Source organism: Pseudobutyrivibrio ruminis (assembly GCF_015057245.1).
Taxonomy (GTDB): Bacteria; Bacillota; Clostridia; order Lachnospirales; family Lachnospiraceae; genus Pseudobutyrivibrio; species Pseudobutyrivibrio ruminis_E.
The window spans coordinates 35,957-60,849 of sequence record NZ_SVET01000013.1 but is presented as its reverse complement, the minus strand read 5'-3'; the positions used below and the strand labels follow the sequence as shown (position 1 = coordinate 60,849).

The 24,893-nt window shown below is 38.7% G+C and carries 22 protein-coding genes; 18 read left to right on the top strand and 4 right to left on the bottom strand.

The genetic code is table 11. From position 1 onward, the window contains the following. Nucleotides 1-20 precede the first annotated feature (20 nt). Both E7274_RS10935 and E7274_RS10930 read right to left on the bottom strand, forming a co-directional pair. Nucleotides 21-440 carry a hypothetical protein gene (locus tag E7274_RS10935; protein ID WP_304175914.1) on the bottom strand — a complete coding sequence of 140 codons (420 nt, stop codon included), beginning with the start codon at nt 438-440 and terminating at the stop codon, nt 21-23. Between the two features lie 115 nt (nt 441-555). Continuing rightward, complete coding sequence (locus E7274_RS10930) at nt 556-1,494, bottom strand: LysR family transcriptional regulator (protein WP_304175912.1); 939 nt, start codon at nt 1,492-1,494, stop codon at nt 556-558. 169 nt (nt 1,495-1,663) lie between these two features. Here E7274_RS10930 and E7274_RS10925 point away from each other — a divergent pair, with 169 nt between their 5' ends. The 11 genes from E7274_RS10925 to E7274_RS10875 all read left to right on the top strand — a co-directional run bounded on the left by E7274_RS10925 (nt 1,664) and on the right by E7274_RS10875 (nt 12,835). Then, nucleotides 1,664-3,001, top strand: coding sequence for an MFS transporter (locus E7274_RS10925; RefSeq protein ID WP_304175910.1), 1,338 nt, complete (start codon nt 1,664-1,666; stop codon nt 2,999-3,001). An 84-nt stretch (nt 3,002-3,085) separates the two neighbouring features. Next, nucleotides 3,086-4,564 (top strand): subtype B tannase, encoded by a 1,479-nt coding sequence (locus tag E7274_RS10920; RefSeq protein WP_304175908.1) that lies wholly within the window; start codon nt 3,086-3,088, stop codon nt 4,562-4,564. 18 nt (nt 4,565-4,582) lie between these two features. Continuing rightward, nucleotides 4,583-6,076, top strand: a complete 1,494-nt coding sequence (locus tag E7274_RS10915; protein WP_304175906.1) for a UbiD family decarboxylase — start codon at nt 4,583-4,585, stop codon at nt 6,074-6,076. A 27-nt stretch (nt 6,077-6,103) separates the two neighbouring features. Then, nucleotides 6,104-6,835: a DUF554 domain-containing protein gene (locus tag E7274_RS10910; RefSeq protein WP_304175904.1), complete on the top strand. Its 732-nt coding sequence runs from the start codon at nt 6,104-6,106 to the stop codon at nt 6,833-6,835. A 1-nt stretch (nt 6,836) separates the two neighbouring features. Then, nucleotides 6,837-7,409 (top strand): UbiX family flavin prenyltransferase, encoded by a 573-nt coding sequence (locus E7274_RS10905; RefSeq protein ID WP_304175902.1) that lies wholly within the window; start codon nt 6,837-6,839, stop codon nt 7,407-7,409. A 9-nt stretch (nt 7,410-7,418) separates the two neighbouring features. Next, the gene (locus E7274_RS10900) at nt 7,419-7,766 is read left to right on the top strand and encodes a prenylated flavin chaperone LpdD (RefSeq protein WP_304175900.1); all 348 of its coding nucleotides are present in this window, start codon (nt 7,419-7,421) and stop codon (nt 7,764-7,766) included. A 127-nt stretch (nt 7,767-7,893) separates the two neighbouring features. Further along, nucleotides 7,894-9,939: a methyl-accepting chemotaxis protein gene (locus E7274_RS10895; RefSeq protein ID WP_304175898.1), complete on the top strand. Its 2,046-nt coding sequence runs from the start codon at nt 7,894-7,896 to the stop codon at nt 9,937-9,939. Between the two features lie 42 nt (nt 9,940-9,981). After that, the gene (locus tag E7274_RS10890; RefSeq protein ID WP_304175896.1) at nt 9,982-10,308 is read left to right on the top strand and encodes a DUF3783 domain-containing protein; all 327 of its coding nucleotides are present in this window, start codon (nt 9,982-9,984) and stop codon (nt 10,306-10,308) included. 66 nt (nt 10,309-10,374) lie between these two features. Beyond that, nucleotides 10,375-11,910, top strand: coding sequence for a DHH family phosphoesterase (locus E7274_RS10885; RefSeq protein WP_304175894.1), 1,536 nt, complete (start codon nt 10,375-10,377; stop codon nt 11,908-11,910). A gap of 129 nt (nt 11,911-12,039) precedes the next feature. Then, complete coding sequence (locus E7274_RS10880) at nt 12,040-12,510, top strand: nucleotidyltransferase domain-containing protein (protein ID WP_304175892.1); 471 nt, start codon at nt 12,040-12,042, stop codon at nt 12,508-12,510. Continuing rightward, the gene (locus tag E7274_RS10875; RefSeq protein WP_304175890.1) at nt 12,503-12,835 is read left to right on the top strand and encodes a HepT-like ribonuclease domain-containing protein; all 333 of its coding nucleotides are present in this window, start codon (nt 12,503-12,505) and stop codon (nt 12,833-12,835) included. Before E7274_RS10880 ends, E7274_RS10875 begins: the two co-directional genes overlap by 8 nt. Before the next feature lie 146 nt (nt 12,836-12,981). Here the strand turns inward: E7274_RS10875 and E7274_RS10870 are convergent, their stop codons facing one another. Beyond that, entirely contained in the window at nt 12,982-13,344 is a 363-nt protein-coding gene (locus tag E7274_RS10870; RefSeq protein ID WP_304175888.1) for a hypothetical protein, read from the bottom strand. A gap of 133 nt (nt 13,345-13,477) precedes the next feature. Between E7274_RS10870 and pepF the strand changes: the two genes are divergently transcribed. From pepF to E7274_RS10845, 5 genes are all read left to right on the top strand, one after another. Further along, nucleotides 13,478-15,274, top strand: coding sequence for an oligoendopeptidase F (pepF, locus tag E7274_RS10865; RefSeq protein WP_304175886.1), 1,797 nt, complete (start codon nt 13,478-13,480; stop codon nt 15,272-15,274). Beyond that, nucleotides 15,275-18,781, top strand: a complete 3,507-nt coding sequence (locus tag E7274_RS10860) for a DNA polymerase III subunit alpha (protein ID WP_304175885.1) — start codon at nt 15,275-15,277, stop codon at nt 18,779-18,781. It abuts the gene before it with no gap. Between the two features lie 101 nt (nt 18,782-18,882). Beyond that, nucleotides 18,883-19,869: a 6-phosphofructokinase gene (gene pfkA, locus E7274_RS10855; RefSeq protein WP_304175883.1), complete on the top strand. Its 987-nt coding sequence runs from the start codon at nt 18,883-18,885 to the stop codon at nt 19,867-19,869. Further along, nucleotides 19,853-20,659, top strand: a complete 807-nt coding sequence (locus tag E7274_RS10850) for a TrmH family RNA methyltransferase (RefSeq protein WP_304175881.1) — start codon at nt 19,853-19,855, stop codon at nt 20,657-20,659. The genes pfkA and E7274_RS10850 overlap by 17 nt, the downstream gene beginning before the upstream one ends. Nucleotides 20,660-20,794: 135 nt before the next feature. Then, on the top strand, nt 20,795-22,021 hold the full coding sequence (locus E7274_RS10845) for an L-lactate MFS transporter (protein ID WP_304175879.1): 1,227 nt from the start codon (nt 20,795-20,797) through the stop codon (nt 22,019-22,021). 4 nt (nt 22,022-22,025) lie between these two features. On the opposite strand, the gene E7274_RS10840 is transcribed toward E7274_RS10845, so the two are convergent. Continuing rightward, nucleotides 22,026-23,303: a PucR family transcriptional regulator gene (locus E7274_RS10840; protein WP_304175878.1), complete on the bottom strand. Its 1,278-nt coding sequence runs from the start codon at nt 23,301-23,303 to the stop codon at nt 22,026-22,028. Nucleotides 23,304-23,452: 149 nt separating this feature from the next. Between E7274_RS10840 and E7274_RS10835 the strand changes: the two genes are divergently transcribed. Continuing rightward, nucleotides 23,453-24,397, top strand: a complete 945-nt coding sequence (locus tag E7274_RS10835; protein ID WP_044935651.1) for a flavodoxin family protein — start codon at nt 23,453-23,455, stop codon at nt 24,395-24,397. Between the two features lie 28 nt (nt 24,398-24,425). Then, nucleotides 24,426-24,887: a hypothetical protein gene (locus E7274_RS10830; RefSeq protein ID WP_304175877.1), complete on the top strand. Its 462-nt coding sequence runs from the start codon at nt 24,426-24,428 to the stop codon at nt 24,885-24,887. Nucleotides 24,888-24,893 lie beyond the last annotated feature (6 nt).

The following is a 24,893-nucleotide window of genomic DNA, read 5'->3' as shown; positions in this document are numbered from 1 at the left end:
GCCGTTTGGCCGCCTTTTTATTAATCTTCAGGAGACCAGCTTGCCTGGACATCCTCGATTACTACATTTTCGTCTACCTTTACAACGATTTGGTATTCATCTTCATAAACAATTTCACCTGGAAAATTTGTATATACCACATAGTATGGATGCTTATATCGTTCAAGAAGCCATAAAAGAGGGTTAATCATCTTCATCATCATTTCAGAATTTTCCATCTTAAAATAACAGATGACTTTCTCTTGGCGTTTACATTGTGGAGGCCAAGGAAGTTCTTCTGCAAACCACGCATCTATTTCTTTAAACAATCCAACATCTTCTTCGTCCATCACACCATCAGTTAGCATCTGATTGAATATGCTAAAAATGCCTTTTCCGGTTTTGGTGTTGGCAGCTAATTCTTTTCCTTGAATTCTACAATACTTAAACTTTACAGCCATATATAACCTCGCGAATAATGAGTTACGATTGATTCTAAAATCATCATAACATGAGAACGGGGCAGCAAATAAATTATCACAGTATTATCACAGAATTATAAAGAAATCCTTGATTCTACTGCTTTTCGTTGAAAAGTCTCGAGGTGCAGAAGTCTACAAAAAGTTGGGCGGTTTTTGAAAGTGGAATTGTGTTGTCGTAGCAAATTGACATTTGGGAATTTACCTCAGGGACGATAGGTACATATGTCCATGGAGCATCATCTAGCATTGAATCTGGTGCATTTGAAGGCTTATCCAAATGCTTATCCATTAGAAGTCCTACACAATTTTGATTTGAAACCATATCTAAAATTGAATCGATTCGATGGCTAGTAAAAATAATATTTGGTATAAAACCAGCACGTCTACATGCATCAAGGCCTATTTCATACATAAGAGAACCCTCTTTTATAAGACAGAAATTTTCATCTTTTAATTGCTGCAAAGTGAGAGTTTCTTCTTTTGCCAATGGATGCTTCTTTGGCAACAAAGCAACAAGTCTATCCTTAATATAAGGGATTCTTATAATCTGGGTGTTGTTTAAAAAGTTATTCTCAAAGTCGGACTTTGTTTCTCTTGTAAATATTATTTCACATGATTTGTTTTCAAGATACTTCTGAAGATTGATAGGGTCATCTTCGGTAACACGAACAGAAGTGTCAGGGTATTTACTTTGAAACTGAGCCAATAGCATAGTAACCTGATATTGTGGCATGGAAGGAATGGTGCCAAGAGTCAATAGACCATTTTCAATGTTTTGCAATCTATTGATGGCCGTAAGGCCTTCGTACTCTGAATCAGATATTGTTTTGGCGTAAGGCAAAAAAGTTCTGCCATAATTAGTCAACTCTACTCGCCTAGTTGTGCGATTGAAAAGAGGAATACCTAACTCGCTTTCCAATGCTTTTATATGTTTTGAAAGAGTGGATTGATTCATAAACAATCTATCTGAAGCTTCCCAAAAATTCTTGGTTTCTGCCAGAACAACAAACTCATGTATATACTCAGTATTCATGTTATGTCCTCCTAATTAAACCATATTTTATCACAATATTAAGTCCAAATGCGACTTAATCAAGCCGAAACTCGAATTGTTCATAAATATTTTCCTTTTTATAATTAAGACAAAGAAAGGCCTAAAAGAAGCTTCGTAATTTAGTGGGTTAAAAAGAGAAGGAGACATAATGAACGAATCAATTAAAATTCCTATTTGGAAGAAAATTGCATATGGATGTGGTGCTGCAGGTGGAAATGTAATGAGCACTTTGCTTGCATCATTTTTGCTTAGCTACTATACAGATACAGCAGGGATTGCGGCAGCTGCTATCGGTACAATGTTTATCATTGCCAGATTACTTGATGGTGTTACTGATTTAGCCATGGGTGGAATCGTAGATAAAACAAACACAAAGCTTGGTAAAGCAAGACCATGGTTAATTGTTTGTGCACCACTTATGGTCATTGGAATCATTCTTATTCTATCAGTACCACAGGGATGGGCTGCAGCAGGAAAGCTGGTATATGCATATCTTACATATATCTTTTTAAACTGTATCGTATATACGATATTTGGAGTTGCTCACACAGCTTTGCTTGCACGTATGACTCGTGATTACAAAGACAGAAATACAACATCAACAGTATCATCAATTTTAAATAACTTATCAGGTCTTGTGATTGGAACTATGATTACAGTACTTCAGCTCAACTTTGGCTGGACAGTAACAAGTGTTATTTTGGGAGTCATTGCAGGTGCTTTGATTCTTATACCAGGTCTTGTTTGCAACGAAACAGTTGGTATGGAGGATATGGTAGCAAAGCATGACACGGTACCTATGAAAGAACAGCTTCCAGCAGTTGTTAAGAATAAGTACTTCTGGATTGCTCTTGTGCTTGGTGCACTCACACTTTTTGTAAATGCAAATGCAATAGGTGCTCAGATTTATTACTGCAATGTTGTACTTGAAAATCCTATGTATATGGCAGCACTTATGGCAATTGGTCAGGCCCCTGGCATTATCATACTTTTCTTCATGCCATGGTTTGCTAATAAATTTTCAAAGCGTGCATTTATGGCATGCGGTGCAATTCTTATGATTATAGGATTTGGTTTGGCAGGGGTTGCAGGCACAAATCTTACATTACTTAATGTTGGTGTTGTTGTTAGAGCTATCGGTATTGGTCCAATGTTTGCAGGGCTTTATGCTTTTACAGCAGATGCGGCAGATTATGGTGAATGGAAATATGGTGTCCGTTCTGAAGGGCTTATGGCATCTAGCCAGTCTATAGGATCAAAGATTGGTATTGGATTCGGTTCAGCTTGCACAGCATGGATACTTGCAGCAGTAAACTATGATCCAGCTTCTGTGACACAGTCTGATGCAGTTGTTTCAGCAATTCGTTTTGACTATGGATGGCTTGGTGCAATTGTAAGTGTGGTATTGTTGATCGGTGTGTTGCTTATGGATGTAGAAAAGTATTTACCAGAAATAAGAAAAACTATTGGTAAAGAGGCAGTTTAATTCCATATTAGAATCAATGGGGCTAGGAATTGGAATTTTTGCGATTCCTAGCCCGTTTTATACTATTAACGGAGGGAAAATTACATGACAGATAAACTAAGATTTGATGAAAACAGCTATGAAATGAAAACTTGCACACTGGATGGTAGAACAATTACCTACAGGGCGTATATGGGGATTGATTATTGTGAGAATCCGGTGAATGAGATACAGAAAATGAATATTTACGTACCTCAGGATTTTTATGAGAAGGAAACTGTTAATGGGTACACACTAAAAACAGTTCCGATTTTTATGCCAAATACTGTTGGCGGATATATGGAAGGTCCTGCTGATGAACCAGGAAAGAATTTCCTTGGGATTATTAATGCTACATTTGAAGCTTTGGACCATGGATATGTGGTTGCCTGTGCGGGAATCAGAGGCAGAAATACAGGCATGGCTTCAAAGGAATTTTTCGTTGGAGCAAATGCAGGCAATGACAAAAAGGAAAATGGGAAACTAGTAGGTCGTGCCCCTGCTTTAGTTGTAGATATGAAAGCGGCAATCAGATATTTGCGCCACAACAAGGATGTAGTTCCTGGCGATGTGGAAAAGATTATAACAAGCGGAACATCAGCTGGAGGCGCTTTATCTGCAATAACAGGTGCATCAGGCAACAGCAAGGATTATGAATCTTATCTAAAAGCGATTGGTGCAGCAGATGAAAGAGACGATATTTTTGCAGCAAACTGTTACTGCCCAATTCATAATCTAGAGCATGCTGATATGGCATATGAATGGCTTTTCAATAAAGAAAAAGTTGCTCATATGATGAAGTTTGAAGAAGTAGATGGAAAAGTAGAAATGCATCCAATCGAAATCAATCTTACAGAGGAGCAGATGAAAGTAAGTGATGATTTAAAGAGTCTATTCCCTGTTTATCTGAATAGCCTAGAGCTGAAGGATGAAAATGGAAATCCTTTAGTTTTAGATTCAAATGGAGAGGGAACTTTTAAGGAGTATGTCTTCGGACAGGTTATTAAGTCGGCAGAAAAAGAATTGGAAACACATGAGTCTCTAACACGTCATCCAGCATTAAGAGTGATGGGTTCTGATGTGGAAAAGCAGGATGCGCTAACAATAGAAGGTGGCAAAGTAACAGCTATAGATACAGATAAATATGTAAAGGCTATAACTAGAATGAAGCCAGCACCATCCTTCGATCTTTTGGATTTAAAGAGCCCAGAAAATGAAGAGTTCGGTGATGACAACGTGTTTGCAAGACACTTTACAAAATATTCTATGATGCATTCTGAGTCTGCAGCTGAAATGGCGGATGACAAAGTGGTAAAGATGTTAAACCCTACACGCTATATCGGTGAAGCAGACACAGCAAAACATTGGAGAATTAGACACGGGGCTTTTGATAGAGATACATCTCTTGCTATCCCAACCATCCTTTCACTGCTACTTAAAAATAAAGGCTATGAAGTAGATTTCTTCCTTCCATGGGGACTGCCTCATAGCGGTGATTATGATTTGCCTGAACTATTCGCTTGGATAGATTCATTAGCAAAATAAATATTAGGAGTAATAAAGATGAACAAGATTAATGACTTAAGAAGTGCTTTGGAGTTTTTAAAAACTCAGCCAGGGCAGCTTGTAGAAACAGATGTTGAAGCTGATCCAAATGCGGAAATTTCTGGCATCTACAGACACGTAGGAAGCGGTGGAACAGTAATGCGCCCTACAAAAGAAGATGGTCCAGCAATGGTATTCAACAATGTAAAAGGTTTTCCTGATGCAAGAGTAGCAATCGGAGTTCTTTCAAGTAGAAAAAGAGTGGGATTGCTTCTTGATACGGATTATAAAACTCTTGGTTGGAAGCTTAGAGATGCAGTGAAAAATACAATCCCACCAGTGGATATTGAAGGTGCTGCTCCTTGCCAGGAAATTGTACACAGAGTGACAGATGCAGATTTCGATTTGAGAAAACTGGTTCCTGCACCTACAAATACACCTGAGGATGCCGGTCCATACATAACAATGGGACTTTGCATGGCAACAGACCCAGAAGACCCATCAGTATCAGATGTCACAATCCATCGTCTTTGTATTCAGTCGAAGGATGAAATGACTATGTGGATTACACCAGGTAGCCGACACATTGGAGCTATGTGGGACAAGGCATTAAAGGCAAACAAGCCACTTCCTATTTCAGTTTCAATCGGTCTTGATCCAGCTATTTATATGTCGGCAGGTTTCGAACCACCAACAACACCTTATGGATTCAATGAGCTTCAGATTGCAGGTGCTCTTAGAGGAAAGCCAGTTGAATTGGCAAAATGCGTAAGCATCAATGAGCGCTGCATTGCAAGAGCAGAATATGTAATCGAAGGCGAACTTACACCTGGTCTCACAATGAGAGAAGATATTAATTCTAATACAGGAAAAGCTATGCCGGAATTCCCAGGTTACACAGGGGAAGCAAAGGGCGATGATTTACCAAATTATCTTCCAGTTATCAAGGTAAAGGCTGTTACAACAAGAAAGAATCCTATCATGGAAAGTTGTATTGGACCTAGCCATGAGCATGTTTCTATGGCAGGAATTCCTACAGAGGCTTCCGTTATCGATTTAGTTGAGAGAGCAATGCCTGGTCGTCTTGTTAATGTCCACGCGGCACCATGTGGTGGTGGAAAATTTGTTTCTATCATCCAGTTCAGAAAGAACAACATTAACGATGAAGGACGTCAGCGTCAGGCTGCATTGTTGGCATTCTCGGCATTTTCAGAGATGAAGCATGTGTTCCTGGTTGATGAGGATGTAGATATCTTTGATATGTCTGATGTTATGTGGGCAATGACTACTAGATTCCAAGGTGATGTGGATTTCATTCCAATTCCTGGTGTTCACACACATGTGCTGGACCCAAGTAACGATCCTGCATTTGACCCATCTATCAGAGTACATGGAATCGCCTGCAAGGCAATTTTTGACTGTACAGTGCCATATACTATGAAGGACAAATTTGAGAGATGTAAATTCCTTGAAGTTGACCCTAAAAAGTGGCTTCCAGATTTTGAGTTTTAATTTTATAAAGAAGAGAGGAAATAAAAAATGCCAATAGGTGTAATTGTAAATGCACTTTCAGTTGTTATAGGAGGTGCGGTTGGCGCGGTAGCTGGCAATAAGCTTTCAATGGATTTTAAGGACAAGCTAAACATGATTTTTGGAGCTTGTTCTATGGGAATGGGAATCAGCACAATCGTCCTTATGAAAAACATGCCGGCTGTTATTTTTTCTGTAATTATCGGTACAGCAATTGGTCTTGCAATTCACTTTGGTGACAAGATAAATGTAGCTGCAGCGGGAATGCAAAAGCTTATTAGCAAGGTTATCAAGGTAGAGAACAGCAATGTCACACAGGATGAATTTATTGCAACATTGGTAACATGTATTGTTTTATTCTGTGCCTCAGGTACAGGTATATACGGTTCTATTGTGTCAGGCATGACAGGAGACCATAGTATTCTTATTGCCAAATCCATACTTGATTTATTCACTGGTCTTATTTTTGCCTGCACACTTGGTGCTGTAGTATGCGTTGTAGCTATTCCGCAGTTTATTATCTTTTTCATTTTGTTTTTACTAGCAGGATTTATTTACCCAATGACAAATGAAACTATGATTGCTGATTTCAAAGCTTGCGGTGGTTTTATTATGCTTGCAACAGGATTCAGAATGATAAAGGTAAAGATGTTCCCAGTGGCGGATATGATTCCGTCTATGATTATTGTTATGCCTTTAAGTGCTTTTTGGGTTAGTGTAGTACTCCCATTGGTATCATAATATGATAAAGAAAAGAATAATTATAGGAGTTAGCGGTGCTTCAGGAGCACCGCTAGCATTAAAGCTTTTAAAAGAATTGAAGAATGTAGAAGATGTGGAATCACATTTGGTTATAACTCACGGAGGTGAACTGACTATTGAAGAAGAGTGCGGTATTTCACTTAGTGAGTTTTGTTCGTATGCAGATGTTTGCTATAACAACCACAACATAGGAGCCGCTATAGCCAGTGGTACATACAAAACTATTGGCATGGTGGTTTGCCCTTGTTCCATGAAAACAGTGGCGGGTATAGCACATGGCTATTCTGACAACCTTCTTCTTCGTGCAGCAGATGTAGTCTTAAAAGAGCAACGTAAGCTTGTTTTGGTGACAAGAGAATCTCCCCTTTCAAAGATACACTTGGATAACATGGCGTACTTGGCAGGAATGCCAGGAGTATTCATTTTGCCACCTGTAATAAGCTATTATTCTCATCCTAAGACATTGGCTGATGTAGAACAGCAAATTGTAGGAAGAATTCTTGATAGGTTTGACATAGAAGCAGGATTAAAGAGATGGAATCCCGATAATTAGGTGAAGTCTATGATTAAAACAGTTGAAAAACAAGCCGAGGTGCTTGGAAAAGAGATAAGAGCTATTATCGTATATACGGATAATGGCATAAACGTAACTGTGGCTGGTGGGGATAAATCCCACATTGGAGCAGTAGCAATTATCGATGAGAATGGCAATCTGACTTCAACCACATTTCCAAATCATAAAGAAACAATTATTGCAGAATCATGGGCAAATACTTTGCATGAGAAATATATGCAGCCGGTAGTGGTAGCTGCAGGAATTCATTATGATGGAATTAACAAAGAAGGTATAAATAAGGTAGTGGAAGCGTCTGGCCGGTTATTGGATGACATTATAAAAAATGAAAAATAAAGGACGTTTTCATAAAATAGCCACATTTTACACGTATAATCAGTGTGCGTGAGTAGCAAAGAGGCGTAAGACCGGCGCATATTTGCTACTTTTTTTTCTTAAAGGTTTTTTTACAGGAGATGAGACTATGGGAAAGAAAGAGAAGAAGGTTAAGACAACACAAAATGTAACTAGCAGTGTATCAGTAAAGGACAGCGTTAGAACAAAGCTCATTACAATAATGGCGTTGCTTGTAGCAGTTCCTTTGGTTATAGCAATAATTGTTAGCTATAACACCTCTACCAACAAGGCAAAAAATGATGCATTAGATATACTGAATTCAAATGCAAAGCTGCTTGAGTCAGAGTTTGCTAATGTAATTGAGAAGAATGTAGTTGGTCTGCAATCTTTTGCAGCAGCTCCAAGTACAATTACATATCTCAATACATATGGTGCAGAGGAGGTTACTATTCCAGATTCTGCAATGCAGGCTGAAATGCAGGTGCTTGATAATAGTATTGGAGATGGTAATCAGACCGTTTTGGCAGATGCAAATGGTCAGCAGCTTGTAAGATCTGGTGATGGTGCGCTTTCGAATATAAGTGAAAGAGAATTTTTCCAGGATTGTAAAGCATCTTTACAGCCTACTACTTCGGATATATTGATTAGCCAAGCGAATGGAAATCGTATTATGGTTGTAATCGTTCCAGTTTTAGACGACCAAACAGGCGCATTCCTTGGAACAGTACAGCGAAGCTTTGATCTTAATAACTTCCATGAGCTTTTGGCAGAGCATGTAAGTGACGGTTATATTACAGATAGAACAGGTATTGTAGCAGCACATGCTGCACATGAAATCACACCAGAGGATGAGCCGGAAGATCACAGCACATCAGAATTTATGACATCCTCTGAAACAAGTGGTATGTATGAAAGCACAGCTACAGGAAAACTTGCATATATTTCATGGGTTAAGGAACCTATATCTGGATGGACAATTGCCGTGGCAGAACAGGATTCAGTTGTTATGGCAGAAGCAAGACAATCTGCTTTAATCACAGTTGGTATAGGCATATTCCTTGTAATACTTGGTGTAATTATTTCACTTATAATTGCAAATAGTTTTGTAAAACCAATACTTGATGTTAATAGCTCACTCTCAGAGCTTGCTGATGGTGGATTTAGTAGAATTAGTGGATATTCAAAACGTAAAGATGAATTTGGAGAAATTGTTAGAAACTTCAATGATGTTATAAAGAGACTACAGGATATCGTAAATAACATAAAGGAGTCTGCTAATACAGTTACAATTTCATCAGAAGACTTGGCTGATATGGCAAACCAGATTTCTGCAACAACTGAGGGTGTATCAAATGCTGTTCAGGAAATTGCAACAGGAGCAGTTCAGCAGGCAGAGGAAATTCAGGAAGCTGCAGAAAATGTTGGAAGAATTACTGATGCAGTTACAGGTGTGCAGAATTCTACAGGAAACATGGAAAGTCTGGCAAGTAAAATGAAGGAAGCTTCGGAAACCTCAAGTGCATCTTTGTTGAATCTCCAGCAGTCAAGCAGTGATATGACTTCAAAGATTGAAGAAATTGCTCGTACTATTTCAGCTACCCAAGATGCAGTTGCAAACATTAATGAGAGAGTTGATGGTATTTCGGATATTGCATCACAGACAAATTTGCTTTCTCTTAATGCTTCAATTGAGGCAGCTAGAGCAGGTGAAGCAGGAAAAGGATTTGCGGTTGTTGCTGAGGAAATCAGAAAGCTTGCAGACGATTCAGACAGTATGGCTCAGGAAATTCGCAAAGAGATGGATGAGCTGTTAAGAGAGGCAGAGGCGGCAGTTGCAGCAGCAGAGCTTGTAAAAGAAGGCAATTTGGAACAGCAGGAAGCAATCGGTGAGACATTAGAATCAGTTAATGGAATGCTTCAGGACATTGATGGAACTGTTCTTGGAGTAAGAGACATAGCTGGAGGTGCAAATACTTGCGTTACTTCAAATGAGGTTGTATCTGATGCAATGTCTTCACTTTCTGCTATATCTGAGGAGAATGCAGCTTCTTCAGAAACAACAGGAGCATCTGTAGAGGAACTTTCGGCAACTGTTGGACAACTTGCGGATTCTGCATCAAATCTTAAGGAAATAGCTGAAAAGCTAAATGAGGAGATGTCATTCTTTAAATAAAGTGATAGAATCTCAGATATGAGAGTATTTGTATATAATTTAATGTTTAATAAAATAGCCGCAGTCAGTAAAGCTTGTAGCGTAGTTGGTGCTGAACTAGTGACCGTTTCCAAGGATGATATCCATAAATCTGTGGAGTACATTATTGGTGAGGGCAAGACGCCAAAGCCTATGAAGGACTCTAATGATATGATTTCAGAGCTTATGATTTTTGAAGGCTTTACAAGCGACAGTTTGGATGCATTTTTGGATGCTTATAAACAAACAAAGGCTCCATCCGTAACTTATAAAGCTATGGTGACACCTATAAATAAAAAGTGGTCGTTGACCTATTTATATTCCCATTTAGTAGAAGAGGCAGGACATTAAGTCCTGCCTCTTCTATACATAAGTTCTATCTTTTATTTTAATAGTTAAAACTATATAATAGTTTTTATGAAACTAGAACAATTATTACAATTCGACAATATCATAGTGCAATGCCACAATAATCCTGATGCAGACGCTCTTGCATCTGGTTTTGCTGTTATGAAATATTTAAAATCAAATGGCAAACATGCCCGATTTGTATATGGTGGTAATTTTGAAATATCTAAAAGCAATCTGCGACTTATGATTGAGGATTTGGATATTCGTATTCATCATGTGCGCTATCAGGAGCAACTAAACGAAATCCTTGGAATTGATAAGGATGGCTTGCCAGATGTACTTGTGACAGTGGATAGTCAGTATGGAGAGGGCAATATTCAAAAGTTTGAAGCCAAGAATATTGCAATTATCGACCATCATCAGGTGGCAAATGAGCTTCCAGAATTAGCAGAGGTTCGTTCATATCAGGCTAGCTGTGCCACAGTTGTGTGGGATATGCTTAGGGAAGCTGGCTACGATGCCAACGATGATGTAAAGCTTGCAACAGCCCTTTATTATGGCTTGATGACAGATAGCAACAATTTCTCAGAGCTTCATCATCCTTTAGATATGGATATGCGCGATGAGTTAAAATATAGTGCGTCTATTATCACCAAGTTTAGAAATTCTAACATTTCCCAGGCGGAGCTTCGAATTGCCGGAATTGCACTGCTTGGTTCGGAATATTACAGCGATAATCATTACTCAATTGTAAAATCAGATCCATGTGATCCAAACGTTCTAGGTATTATTTCAGATATGCTTCTTGAAGTAGAGGATGTACATTGTTGTCTTGTATATTCTATCCACGAAGGTGGTGTAAAGATTTCCGTACGAAGCTGTATAAAAGAAGTAAAGGCAGATGAGCTTGCCAGATTTATCTGTGCAGGTGTTGGCGATGGCGGTGGCCATCTAGTAAAGGCCGGTGGACAGATTCGTCGTTCTCTTTTGGAATTACAGGAGATGGAGTACACAGCGCCAGCTATTCAGCAGTTCTTTAGAGAACGCATGAAGGAATACTTCAAGGACAACGAAATAATCTATACAGATAATTATATTGCTAATACCAAAGGTATGACTAAATACAAAAAGAAACGTCTACATGTAGGATATGTTAAGGCTACAGATATCCTCCCAGCGTCTACTAGATGCGTTATCCGTACATTAGAGGGTGATGTGGAGCTTGAAATTCAGGAAGACACAGTTATTGCCATTGGTATCAGGGGTGAGATTTATCCTATGTCATGGGATTCCTTTGTAAAGAAATATGAAATTTCTGATGATGAATATGTTTATCCTGGAAATTACCCGCCTACAATAAAGGATGTAGATAAAGGCATAAGCAGAGAATTGTTGCCATGGGCACACAGTTGTATTTCGGTTGGCACAAGCGAGATATATGCAAAGGAAGTAAGTGTTCGAACAAAGGTCTTCACAAAGTGGGACCCAGAGCATTATTACCTTGGCAAGCCAGGAGATTATATGGCTGTTTCAGCTACAGACAAATCAGATGTATATATAATAGAAAGAAGTATTTTCGGCGACACATACGAAAAAAAATAATTGCACTCTGTAGTTCAAAGAGGTGCAAATATTGCACGGCAACACTATATAAGTGCAATATTTGCACCTTTTATAATTGAAAAAGTGCAAGAGTCATTGTATAATTCTATTGTGGAGGTGATTCATACAATGACACTAAAAGAGATTAGAAAGACAATTGGATACACCCAAGAACAAGCTTCGGATTATTTACAGGTGTCATTACGTTCGTATAAATCATATGAAAATGATGCTGATAAAGTTGGTACGATAAAATATAAATATATGGAAGAAATGCTTGGTAAACTCAACCAAATTGATGAAGAACATGGAATACTCAAAATTGAAGACATAAAACAGAAATGTTCAGATATATTTATAGATTATAATATAGATTACTGCTATCTATTTGGTTCTTATTCTAAGGGAAAAGCAAAGGAAAACAGCGATGTAGATTTGCTGATATCTTCTACCGTGAAGGGCCTAAAATTTTATGGACTTGTAGAAAAAATATCGAATTCACTTAGAAAAAAAGTTGACTTACTTGATATGGGTCAAGTTGTAAATAACCCAGAACTACTAAATGAAATATTAAAAGATGGTATAAAGATATATGGATAATGTGAAACATGACGGATATTTTATAGAAAAAATAAAATCTGATTTACTGTTTATTGATAGAAATATGATGGGTGTAACAAAGCCAGAATTTGAAGAAAATGAAGTCCTGCAAGATTCAATGATGTTTAGATTGATTCAGATTTCTGAAAATGCAAGAAAACTCTCGGATGATTTTAGAACTGAGAACAATGTTATACCTTGGAGCGACATTTTTGGCTTGCGCAACAGGATAGTACATGATTATGGGCAAGTTGATTTGAAAATTGTCTATGAAACATTAATTTATGACATACCAGATGTATATGAAATGCTAAAAGAGATTTAACATTCTACTTAAAAAACGTTGCATTTGATTTTGAGTGTCAAACTCTAAAAATCGGGCTCTGGATTCCAACTAAACTGGGAGGTCTCCAGAGCCCTTTTATAATAAGTTACCTGAAGCATGTAGCTTCAAGTAGCAAATGCACATGATTAAAATGCTACGATATAATAGCCTTCCTTCAGACCATTGATTTGTAGATAAGATTTTACATCAAGTACACGTTTTGTAAGCTTGTGGCCAGTCTGAGTAAAGCCATCAGCTTCTACTTCATTAAATGTAATATCGTTACCGTCTTCGATTCCGCGGCGGTCTGTTACGTGATATTTTGCAACACCGCTTGCAATTCTTCCAAATTCTGCTTTCGATACAAGAACACTAACTTCTACGTTTCCACCAGCAGCACCTGTTTTCAATGTGTTTGTATCTGCAAAAAATTGACGACCAAGTTCGTCTTCTTTGTTGCCATTCATTGCCTGGCTTAGTCCTTTGATTAAATCCTCACGGCTATCCATGGAATCCTCCTATAAATTATGATAAATATTATCGCCATTTCCCGGTGGGAACATTTTTATAATACAATGTATCTTTGAATAATCTGTGATAGAATAGTGAAAGATTCAGTGGATTTAGATGGAGGGTAATGAGATGGCAAAAGAGTTACTTACAAGAGACCAGGTCAAAGTGGAAGATACTTGGAACCTTAAGGATATGTATGCAAGCGACAGTGACTGGGAAGAAGATATAAAAGTGATTTTGAGCAAGTCAGAGGAGCTTGTTAAGTTTGAGGGAAAAGTTTGTGAAAGCGCAGATACTCTTTTGCAGGTGCTTGAGCTTTCAGCCTTCATTTCTGAAAAGCTTGAGTTTGCATACAATTATGCAGCTCGACTTTTTGATGAAGACCAGGGAAACACTCTTCATCAAAGCATGAATCAGAAGGTCTTCAGCATTATGGCCAAAATCAGTTCCGATGTTTCGTTCATCGATCCAGAAATATTAGCCTGTGATGAAGCAAAGCTAGAAGAGTTCTATAATAAAGAGCCAAAGCTTGATTTATATAAGAAGCAGATAAAGGAAATCCAAAGATTAAAGGCACACACTCTTTCGGCAGAAATGGAGAAGGTTGTTGCTATGACAACAGAAATGTCTAACACTGCATCAGAAGTGTACGAGGCATTCACTAATGTTGATATGAAATTTCCTAGCATCAAGGATGAGAACGGGGAAGAAGTAGAGCTTACACATGGACGTTTTGTTCCATTTTTGATGTCAGCTAACAGACGTGTCAGAGAAGATGCATTTAAGGCATACTATGACACCATGAAGGATTATATAAATACATTAGCATCTTCTTATAGTGGAGAAGTTAAGCAGAGAGTGTTCCATTCAAGAGTGAGAGGATACTCATCAAATCTTGAAGCCGCAGTGGATGCAAACAATGTATCACCTGAAGTATATGACAACTTGGTCAAGACGGTTAATGCAAATCTGGATAAGCTTCATGCATATGTTTCACTTAGAAAAAAGTGCCTCGGTGTGGATGAGCTTCATATGTATGATATCTACACACCGATGATTGCTGATGTTGCTAAAAAGGTAACTTATAAGGAAGCTCAGGAGACTATCTGTAAAGCCCTTGCAGTTCTTGGAGATGATTATGTGGAGCTTTTAAAAGAAGGTTTTGCAAATCGTTGGATTGATGTGTATGAAAATAAAGGGAAGCAGGGTGGAGCATATTCAGCAACTGCATACGGCTGCCATCCATACATGCTTTTAAACTACAATGATACATTTGATGATATGTTTACAACAGCTCATGAAATGGGACATTCTATGCATAGCCACTATTCAAATAGTGCACAGCCATACATCTATTCAAACTACAAAATTTTTGTTGCAGAGGTTGCTTCAACCTGTAACGAGATTTTACTTTTAGAGTATTTACTTAAAAACTGTACAGATAAAAAGGAAAGAGCATATCTTTTAAATCACTATTTGGATAGCTTCAAGGGAACTGTTTATCGTCAAACACAGTTCGCTGAATTTGAAAAGATTACAAACGAAATGGTAGAAAATGGAGACAGCTTGAACGCAGAAAACCTGTCGACCATATATAAGGACATAAATGAGCGTTATTATGGACCAGATATGATTTCTGATCCAGAGATAGCATATGAGTGGGCTCGCATACCTCACTTTTATTACAATTTCTATGTATATCAGTATGCAACATCTTTCTGTGCAGCAGTAGCTATTGCAGAAATGATTCTTACAGAAGGTGAGCCAGCAGTGGCTCGCTACAAGAAGTTCTTATCATCAGGTTGTACTGATGCACCTGTTGAGCTTCTAAAAATAGCGGGAGTTGATCTCACCACCCCGGCCCCAATCGAAGCTGCGTTAGCAAAGATGGGCGAAATTGTAAAGGAATTAGAGGAATTAGTATAAATGAGTTTTGTTCATTTGCATACACATACAGAGTATTCACTACTGGATGGTTCTAATAAGATAAAGTCATATGTTAAGAAATGCGTAGACATGGGTATGACTGCGGCGGCCATTACAGATCATGGAGTAATGTATGGTGTTATCGATTTTTATAAAGAGTGTAAAGCGGCAGGAATCAATCCTGTATTAGGATGTGAGGTCTATGTTGCTCCTGGTTCGCGCTTTGATAGAGAGCGAGTACAGGGAGAGGATAGATACTATCATCTTATTTTGCTTGCAGAAAATAATGATGGATATCAAAACCTTATAAAAATCGTATCAGCAGGTTTTGTAGATGGATACTACTATAAGCCACGTGTGGATTTTGAGATTCTCCAGAAATATCATGAGGGAATTATCTGTCTATCTGCTTGTCTTGCAGGTGAGGTGGCTAGGCTTCTTGCCCGTGGATTATATGATGATGCCAAAAAGGTTGCTATCAAATATCGCGATACATTTGGAGCAGATAATTACTTCCTTGAGATGCAGGATCATGGTATTGACGAGCAGAAGACTGTTAATCAGGGGCTTCTTCGTCTTTCAAAGGAGACAGGCATTCCACTTGTTGCTACAAACGACTGCCACTACACCAACAAAGAAGATGCTGCCAGTCACGACGTTCTTCTTTGTATCCAGACAGGTAAAAAGCTTCAGGATGTAGATAGAATGCGTTTTGAAACAGACGAGTTCTATGTTAAATCAGAAGAAGAAATGCTAGAGCTCTTCCCTTATGCTAAGGAAGCCGTTTATCGTACTCAGGAAATCGCAGATAGATGTCATGTAGAAATCGTTTTCGGTGAGACAAAGCTTCCTCATTTCGAGGTTCCAGAAGGCTATGATTCATGGACATATTTGAATAAGCTCTGTTATGAGGGATTGGACCGTCGCTATGGTGATAAGGCTGAAAGTCTCAAATCTCGTCTCGAATACGAATTAAATGTTATTAAAAATATGGGATACGTTGATTACTTCCTTATCGTATGGGATTTCATCAACTATGCTAGAACTCATGGTATTCCCGTTGGCCCTGGCCGTGGTTCCGCAGCAGGTTCCCTTGTCAGCTACACTACAGGAATTACCAATATCGACCCAATCAAATACAACTTGGTGTTTGAGCGTTTCCTTAACCCAGAGCGTGTATCCATGCCTGATATAGATATTGACTTCTGCTACGAGCGTCGTTCAGAAGTAATCGATTACGTTATTGAAAAGTACGGCAAAGACTGCGTAACTCAGATTGTTACATTCGGTACCTTAAAGGCTCGTGGTGTTATCCGTGATGTAGGCCGAGTAATGGATTTACCATATGGCTATGTGGATTCCATTGCCAAAATGATTCCTATGGATTTAGGTATCACTTTGGACAAAGCGCTTGAAATGAATCGTGACCTTAAGGCCATGTACGATGCTGATGATCAAATCAAAAATCTTATTGATGTAGCTCGTACCCTTGAGGGACTTCCACGAAACACTGGTATGCATGCGGCAGGCGTTGTTATTGCCGGAAAGCCAATGGATGAATATGTTCCTCTTTCAAGAGGCGGTGACGGCACAATCGTTACACAGTTTGTTATGACCACCATTGAAGAGCTTGGACTTTTAAAGATGGATTTCCTTGGCCTTCGTACACTTACAGTTATTAATGATGCAGTTAAGCTTGTAGAAAAGAATCATGGCATCAAGCTTGATATAGATAATATAGATTATAATGACCAGGGTGTGATGGAAATGATTTCTGCTGGTAAATGCGAGGGCGTTTTCCAGCTTGAATCCACTGGTATGAAAAACTTCATGAAGGAGCTAAAGCCTCATTCAATCGAAGATATTATTGCCGGTATTTCACTATATCGTCCGGGTCCAATGGATTTCATTCCTAACTACATAAAAGGTAAGAATAATCAGGATGGCATTGTTTATGAATGCCCAGAACTAGAGCCAATCCTTGCTCCTACCTACGGATGTATCGTATATCAGGAACAGGTTATGCAAATCGTTCAGTCATTGGCTGGATACTCACTTGGTGGCGCCGATGAAATTCGTCGTGCCATGAGTAAAAAGAAGCAGTATGTCATCGAGGAGAACCGTGAGATTTTCGTTAACGGTGGTCAAATCGAAAACCATATCACTGGAAAGATTACTAAGATTCCTGGATGTGTAGCAAATGGCATTTCAAGCGAGGTGGCTAATGGAATCTACGATCACATGGTTGATTTCGCCAAGTACGCTTTCAACAAATCCCATGCTGCCGCCTATGCTGTTGTTGCCTTGCAGACAGCATATTTGAAGAAATATTATCCAATCGAATTCATGGCCGCCCTTATGACATCGGTCATTGATGCCAGCGGAAAGGTTGCTGAATACATTGGTGTATGCCGTTCTTCAGGAATCGAGGTTCTTCCTCCAGATGTTAATTATGGAGATGGCCGTTTCTCTGTTGATGGCAAAAGTATTCGCTATGGCTTATATGCAATTAAATCAGTTGGTCGTCCTACAATCGACGCTATCAAATATGAGCGTGAAAAGAATGGACCTTACCATGATTTGGAAAATTTTATAGATCGTGTTAGCAAATATGATGCCAACAAACGAACCATCGAAAACCTTATCAAATCTGGTGCGCTAGATTCTCTTGATGGAAACCGTAGACAAAAATGCATGATTTTTCCAAGCATTTTGGATTCCATGAATAGCAAAAAGAAAAATGAGATTGATGGTCAGATGTCTCTTTTTGATTTTGCCAGCGAAGAGCAAAAGGAAGATTTGAAGATATCATTGCCTCCTGTTGAAGAATTCGATAAGGAAATGTTATTAGCCTTTGAAAAAGAGCTTATGGGAGTGTATGTAAGTGGTCATCCACTTGATGATTACATTGCACTTTTGGAGAAAAACGTTACAGCTCATGCCAGTGAATTCCTTGTTGATGATGAAACAGGAATGGCAAAGGTCGAAGATAATAAAACAGTTGTTGTAGGTGGAATGATTACAGATGTAACGATTAAGTACACTAAAAACAACAAGGCTATGGCATTCATTACTTTGGAAGACCTTACAGGTCAGGTGGAAGTAATAGTATTCCCTAACAGCTTCGAGCCAGCCCGTTCACTTATTGCAGAAAACAATAAAGTCTTTATTAGTGGCCGTGTTCAGGCAGAGGAAGAGAAAGATGCAAAAATCATTTGCCAGGATATAAAGAGCTTTGATGATTGCAAACGAGAGATTTGGATTCAATTTAGCAACAAGGCAGAGTACGATTCAAATGAACAGCTTCTTTCTGACACAATTCGCAGTATGGATGGCAACGATAATATGGTTATCTATTTAACCGAGGAAAAGGCTGTAAAACGTATGCCAGACAACTGGGGAATAGGCGCAACAGCTGAGAATCTCGAAATCCTTTACGAGAAATTTGGAGAAGCAAATGTAAAGGTTGTAAACAAAAAGGTTCAATTTGCCTCTAGAAGGTATTAATTTCAATGAAAAAGAGTGATTTTTTATTGAAATAAGCGAAAAAAGAGGATAAAATAGATTGGAATTGTTTTCAGTGGGATATTTTAGGAGGATTTATCAAAATGGCAGATAAAGTAAACACAATTGGTGTACTTACCTCAGGTGGTGACGCTCCAGGCATGAATGCCGCTATTCGTGCTGTTGTTCGTCAGGCAATCGCTAGAGGCAAGAAGGTAAAGGGTATTAGAAGAGGTTACGCCGGATTACTTTCAGGCGAGATTATAGATATGGACGCACATAGCGTTTCAGAGACTATTCAGCGTGGTGGTACTATTCTTCAGACAGCACGTTGTTTAGAGATGCTTAATCCTGAGTACCAGGAGAAGGCTGCTAAGAATGCAATCGCTGCAGGTATCGATGGCCTCGTTGTTATCGGTGGTGACGGTTCATTCAAGGGTGCTCAGAAGATTTCTAAGTACGGAATCAACACAATCGGTCTTCCAGGTACAATCGATCTTGATATTGCTTGTACAGAGTACACAATCGGTTTCGATACAGCTGTAAACACAGCTATGGAAGCTATCGATAAGGTTCGTGATACATCTACATCTCATGAGCGTTGCTCAATCATCGAGGTTATGGGACGTGGCGCTGGTTATATCGCTCTTTGGTGCGGTATTGCAAACGGTGCTGAGGATGTACTTCTTCCAGAGCGTTATGATTATGATGAGCAGAAGCTTGTAAACCACATTATCGAAGGACGTAAGAAGGGCAAGCAGCACCACATCATTATCAATGCAGAGGGTATCGGTCACTCAACATCTATGGCTAAGCGTATCGAAGCTGCTACAGGTATCGAGACACGTGCTACAATCCTTGGTCACATGCAGCGTGGTGGTTCACCTACATGTAAGGACCGTGTATATGCATCTACTATGGGTGCAAAGGCTGTTGACCTTCTTTGCGAAGGAAAGACAAACCGTGTAGTTGGTTATAGACATGGTGAGTTCGTTGATTTCGATATCGACGAGGCACTTGCTATGAAGAAGGACGTTGATGAGTACCAGTACTCACTTTGCAAATCTTTGAACAATGATTACAAGTACTAATAACAATCAAATCAAAAATATTATTGCACTTAACAAAAAAGCCAGAGAGCGTAAAGCTCAAAGGCTTTTTGTGATTGAAGGGATTCGTGCAGTTGCAGAAGTCCCAGCCAATCTTTTGGATAGTGTATATATCATAGAGGGCTTTGAATCCACAGCCGAGGGCAAGTCTTTTCTTTCTCAAATGAGGGAAAAGGCTCCTAATGTTCACGTGGAAGAGGTAGCTACAAATGTATTCAAAACCATGTGCGACACTGTCACACCACAGGGAGTTCTTGCTCTTGTAAAGATGCAGGATTTCACAATGGATGATGTGCTAGGCACTGCTTCAGGCAAGCCAGCTCATGTGGTTATTCTTGAGTCACTGCAGGACCCTGGCAATATGGGCACCATTGTTCGTACTGCTGAGGGGGCAGGTGCTACCGGCATTATCATGAACAACACCACAGTGGACATCTATTCACCCAAGGTTGTACGCTCTACTATGGGAAGCATTTTTAGAGTGCCACACATGATAGTTTCAGACCTAGGCGCTACTATCAAAGAGCTTGAAGAAAAGCATGGGCTTTCAGTTTATGCTGCTCACCTAAAGGGAGAGAAATTCTACGACGAGCTTGATTTCACTGGCCCTACAGCTTTCATGATTGGAAATGAAGGCAATGGTCTGACTGACGAAATGTCGGCCCTTGCAACAAGCTACTTAAAGATTCCAATGGAAGGCCAGTTAGAATCTTTAAATGCATCAGTTGCAGCTAGTTTGCTGATGTATGAAACTCACAGACAGAGAAAATAATAAAATATAAGCTAAAGAAATAAATGTCGATGCAAATTGACATTTATTTTTTTTATAGTTAGAATGCAATTGCTGCGAAATCTTATAACTTATTTATTCTCCAATCTTCAACCTAAGGATTAGAAGGAGAATAAAATGAATTTAGACAAAAAAAGATGGATTATCTTATTGGCAGGATGTTTTATTAATCTTTGCCTTGGCTCTATTTATGCATGGAGCGTTTTTTCTGCCGCAATGGCAGATTATTTCAATGCCACAATGGGTGGCAATATCACACCAGGTGATTTAGCAATCGTTTACACTATTGCAAACTCTGTTGGACCAATCACAATGATTTCAGGAGGATGGTTCAATGACAAATTCGGTCCTAAGAAAGTAATTCTAGTTGGTGGAATTATGTGGGGACTTGGCATGTTCTTGTCAGGATTTGCTACTAGTGTAGGATATTTAATTGTGACTTACGGTATTATCGGTGGACTTGGTCTTGGGATGGCCTATGGAAGTGTTATTTCTACATGTGTAAAATTCTTCCCAGATAAAAGAGGATTAATTGGTGGAATAACAACAGCGGTTTATGGTGCAAGTTCAGTAATTTTACCACCAATTGTTACAGCAATTGTTTCAAGAACAGATGCAAGCTTTGCATTCAAGCTAGTTGGTATTATCTTTATTGTGCTTATTGCTGTTTCTTGTATGTTTTTGGAACAGTGTCCAGAAGGATATACACCTGCAGGATATACTTCAAATACAGTGGGAGCAAGTGCGGATGTAGTAAATAAAGACTGGAAAGAAATGCTTAAGACACCAGTATTTTATGTGATGTTGTTATTATTAACATGTGGAGCTTTCTCTGGCATGATGATTATTTCTCAGGCATCTTCAGTTGCACAAAACATGATTGGAATGACAGCAGTACAGGCTTCACTTGCAGTATCTTTACTTGCACTTTTTAACGCCTTTGGACGAATTCTGGCAGGCTATATTTCAGATAAGCTAGGCAGAATTAATACACTTATGATTGCATGTATGCTTGGTTGCATTGGAGGAATAATTCTTTATAATTGCGGAACCTCAGCAGCTGGCTTGTTCTATGTTGGTCTTGCAATCGTAGGAATCAGCTTTGGTTCATTTATGGGTGTTTATCCAGGATTCACAGCAGACCAGTTCGGTCCAAAGAACAACAGCGTAAACTATGGAATTATGTTTATTGGTTTTGCCCTTGCAGGATATTTTGGTCCACAAATCATGAGAAATACATATGCAACAACAGGTGCTTATCAGCAGGCATTTATTATTGCATTAAGCTTTTCTGTAGCTGGAATCATATTTACATTCCTATACAGAATCTTATCTAAAAGATAATCGACTAGTATCGATATTTCTTTGAAATATCCAAAATTTTGAGAGATATTTCATAGGCAAACATGTTATCAGGATTAGATATATCAATGTTAAAAAGTGACTTCATTTTTTCAAGTCTATAGAAAAAAGTGGATTTATGTATGTGGAGTGCTTCTGCTGCGGCTGGAGCACTCCTATTGGTTTTTATATAAGTTTCTAAAGTATTCAAATAATCTGTAGAGTTGTCTGCATCATATGACTGCATAAATTTAATGGCTGGATGTATTGTAGCTAAAAATAGCGAAGGATCATCCAAAAGTGTAGTAATATGACGTAAACAATAATCTCCATATCTTAACGTATTTCCAATATTATCTTCCAAATCAATCATTCCGAATATACATTTGCATTGCTCGAAATAAGTAGGCGCTTCAGTTAAATTCGTAAATACGAAGCTTATGGTACTAATCATCCTGTTCATTAATAGAAAGGTATGTAATCGATCTTCTGTTGCTCCGCTAAAAGGTGTGGTGTGCTTGGCAGGTAAAAGAGTAACCAGCTGTCCTTCGTAAGTACCAGTAATTCCGTAAGGGAATATAGCCTGGAGCTGCTGAATGAAATAATCAGTTGCAAGTAATTTTGAACCTGAATCAACAAAATCATAAGCCATAAGGTAGTAGTTGTTGCTCGGTTTATAACCTATGGATGAAATCTGAGATTTAATAGTGTCTTCATTTTCAAAATGTCCCAATAATAACTGTTTAAGAAATCTGTCTGTTGTGATTCCACGCGGATTTATATAGGAATTGTTCTTCTGTAGATAAACTGAAATGATATGGGACAAATGGTGGATTAGCTCTAAATCATCATCTGTAAACTCTCTATTAATTCCTCTTACACAAACATATCCAACAACTGAACGATTAATGCGTATGCTTTCAAATGCCCAGTCATATTCAAAGTCATCGACTTTAGTGATAAATGGGTAGATACTGTGGTAAATATTGTCAGTGAGGCTGGATTCTTTCATATCATTTGAGAAAACATTCTTTAAAGAAAGTCGGTCGTTTCTAACTTCCAAAGAGCGATAATCATCAACTGTAGGGTAAGAGTCTATAATAGAAAAGCTACTATCACAGATGTTTATAGGATTATTCAAATAGCCATACGCCTTTTGTAGGATAAGATTTAACTCATGTCCATGGCGTAATACAGTGAAAAGAGACTCCTTTTTTTGTTGGAGTTGTTGATAATTCTTAATAAAATCGGTCATTTCTAGTAATTCGTTGTTCATTTCTTCCATAATAACCTCCAAAGAATACTTACTGAGTATATCAGACAAATGTCGGAAAAGTAATCTCCTTTTTATAGATTTAATTGAATTTATGTCTGATGAATATATACAAAAAGATTGTTATATTTTTATCAAACAAAAGTAAAAGGAGAATAATGATGGCTATTAAAGTAATGGGTGTTGCTGCCGGTAGAAAGGACAGCAACAGCGAAATTTTGTTGAAGGAGGCGCTTATCGCCTGTGAGGAGGCTGGTGCAGAAGTCACTATGATCAACCTCAGAGACTACAACATTATGGATTGTACAGGATGTACTTCTTGTACTATCGGAATGTCTCAGGGTAAGCATGTTGGATGTATCCTCGATAAGAAGGATGACAAGAAAAAGATTATGGATGTCATGCTTAATCAGGATGCTGTAATTTTTGCAGCACCAACATATGATTTGATGCCAGCATCAAACTATCTTACATTCGCACAGCGCAGTCTTAGCTACGAGACAGCATTCCTCGAAACAATTGGTGCTATCGAGCACAAGGACCGTGTAGCAGGTCTTATCTCAGTGGGTGGTTCCACAAGAGCATGGCAAGCAATGGCTCTTGAAGGTATGCAGGCAACCATGTTTACTACAGACTTCAAGGTAGTAGATATGCTTCTTGCAACTCAGGTTCCTGGCCCTTCTCAGGTACTTCTCAAGGATGATCTCATTGAAAGAGCTCACAAGATGGGTGAGAACATCATCAAAGCAGTTCAGACTCCAGTTGAAGAAAGAGGATGGCTCGGTGACGAGGACATGGGATGGTGTCCAAACTGCCACAGTAATGCACTTGTACTTGGCGAGATGCAGTGGGATGGACTTCATTATCCAATTGAGTGCCAGGTTTGTGGCGCAGGTGGAAATCTTGAGCAGACAGCTGATGGCAAGTGGAAATTTGTTATTCAGAAGGATGGCCTTCTCAAGGACAGAACCACAGTAGCAGGACGTGCAAAGCATCTTGAAGAGATAGCACACACACAGGGCGGTTTCTTTGCAAATCCAGAAAACAGAGAAATTGTAGCAAGCAAAATTGGACGCTACAAAAACAAGCAGTTTAAGGGTATCTAAAAATTAAATAACAGGGAGATGTACGATAATGAACATGAGCAAAAAATGTAAAGTTTTAAACGTATTGATAACAAATATTCCTATAGCGTTTGCTATTTCTTTAGCTGCACAGCTTATCGCAACACGTACCGTTGTACCTAAACTTTTATTAATCAATTTCACACTTGCATATGTAATCTCTTTTTTTGTTGGAATGTTTTTGCCAGCAGTATCTTGGGGATTAAAATTTGCAAGCGCTTGTAAGGCAAAGCAGGATACATTACCATTCGGACTTTTAGTGAATGTAATTGTCAATCTTGTGTATGTAGTCGTCAACTGTATTTTCCTTACTTACTTTAATGTTGTTATTTTGAGTCACGCTCCAGTCGTTGCATATTTCTTTGCAATGATTTCTACATTCATTCCTATCTACTTAGTAGGATATGTTGTTTCATTCTTATGGAACAGACCAGCAGAAATGCTGGCCAGAAAAATTACTGGAGAAGTGTAAAAGGAG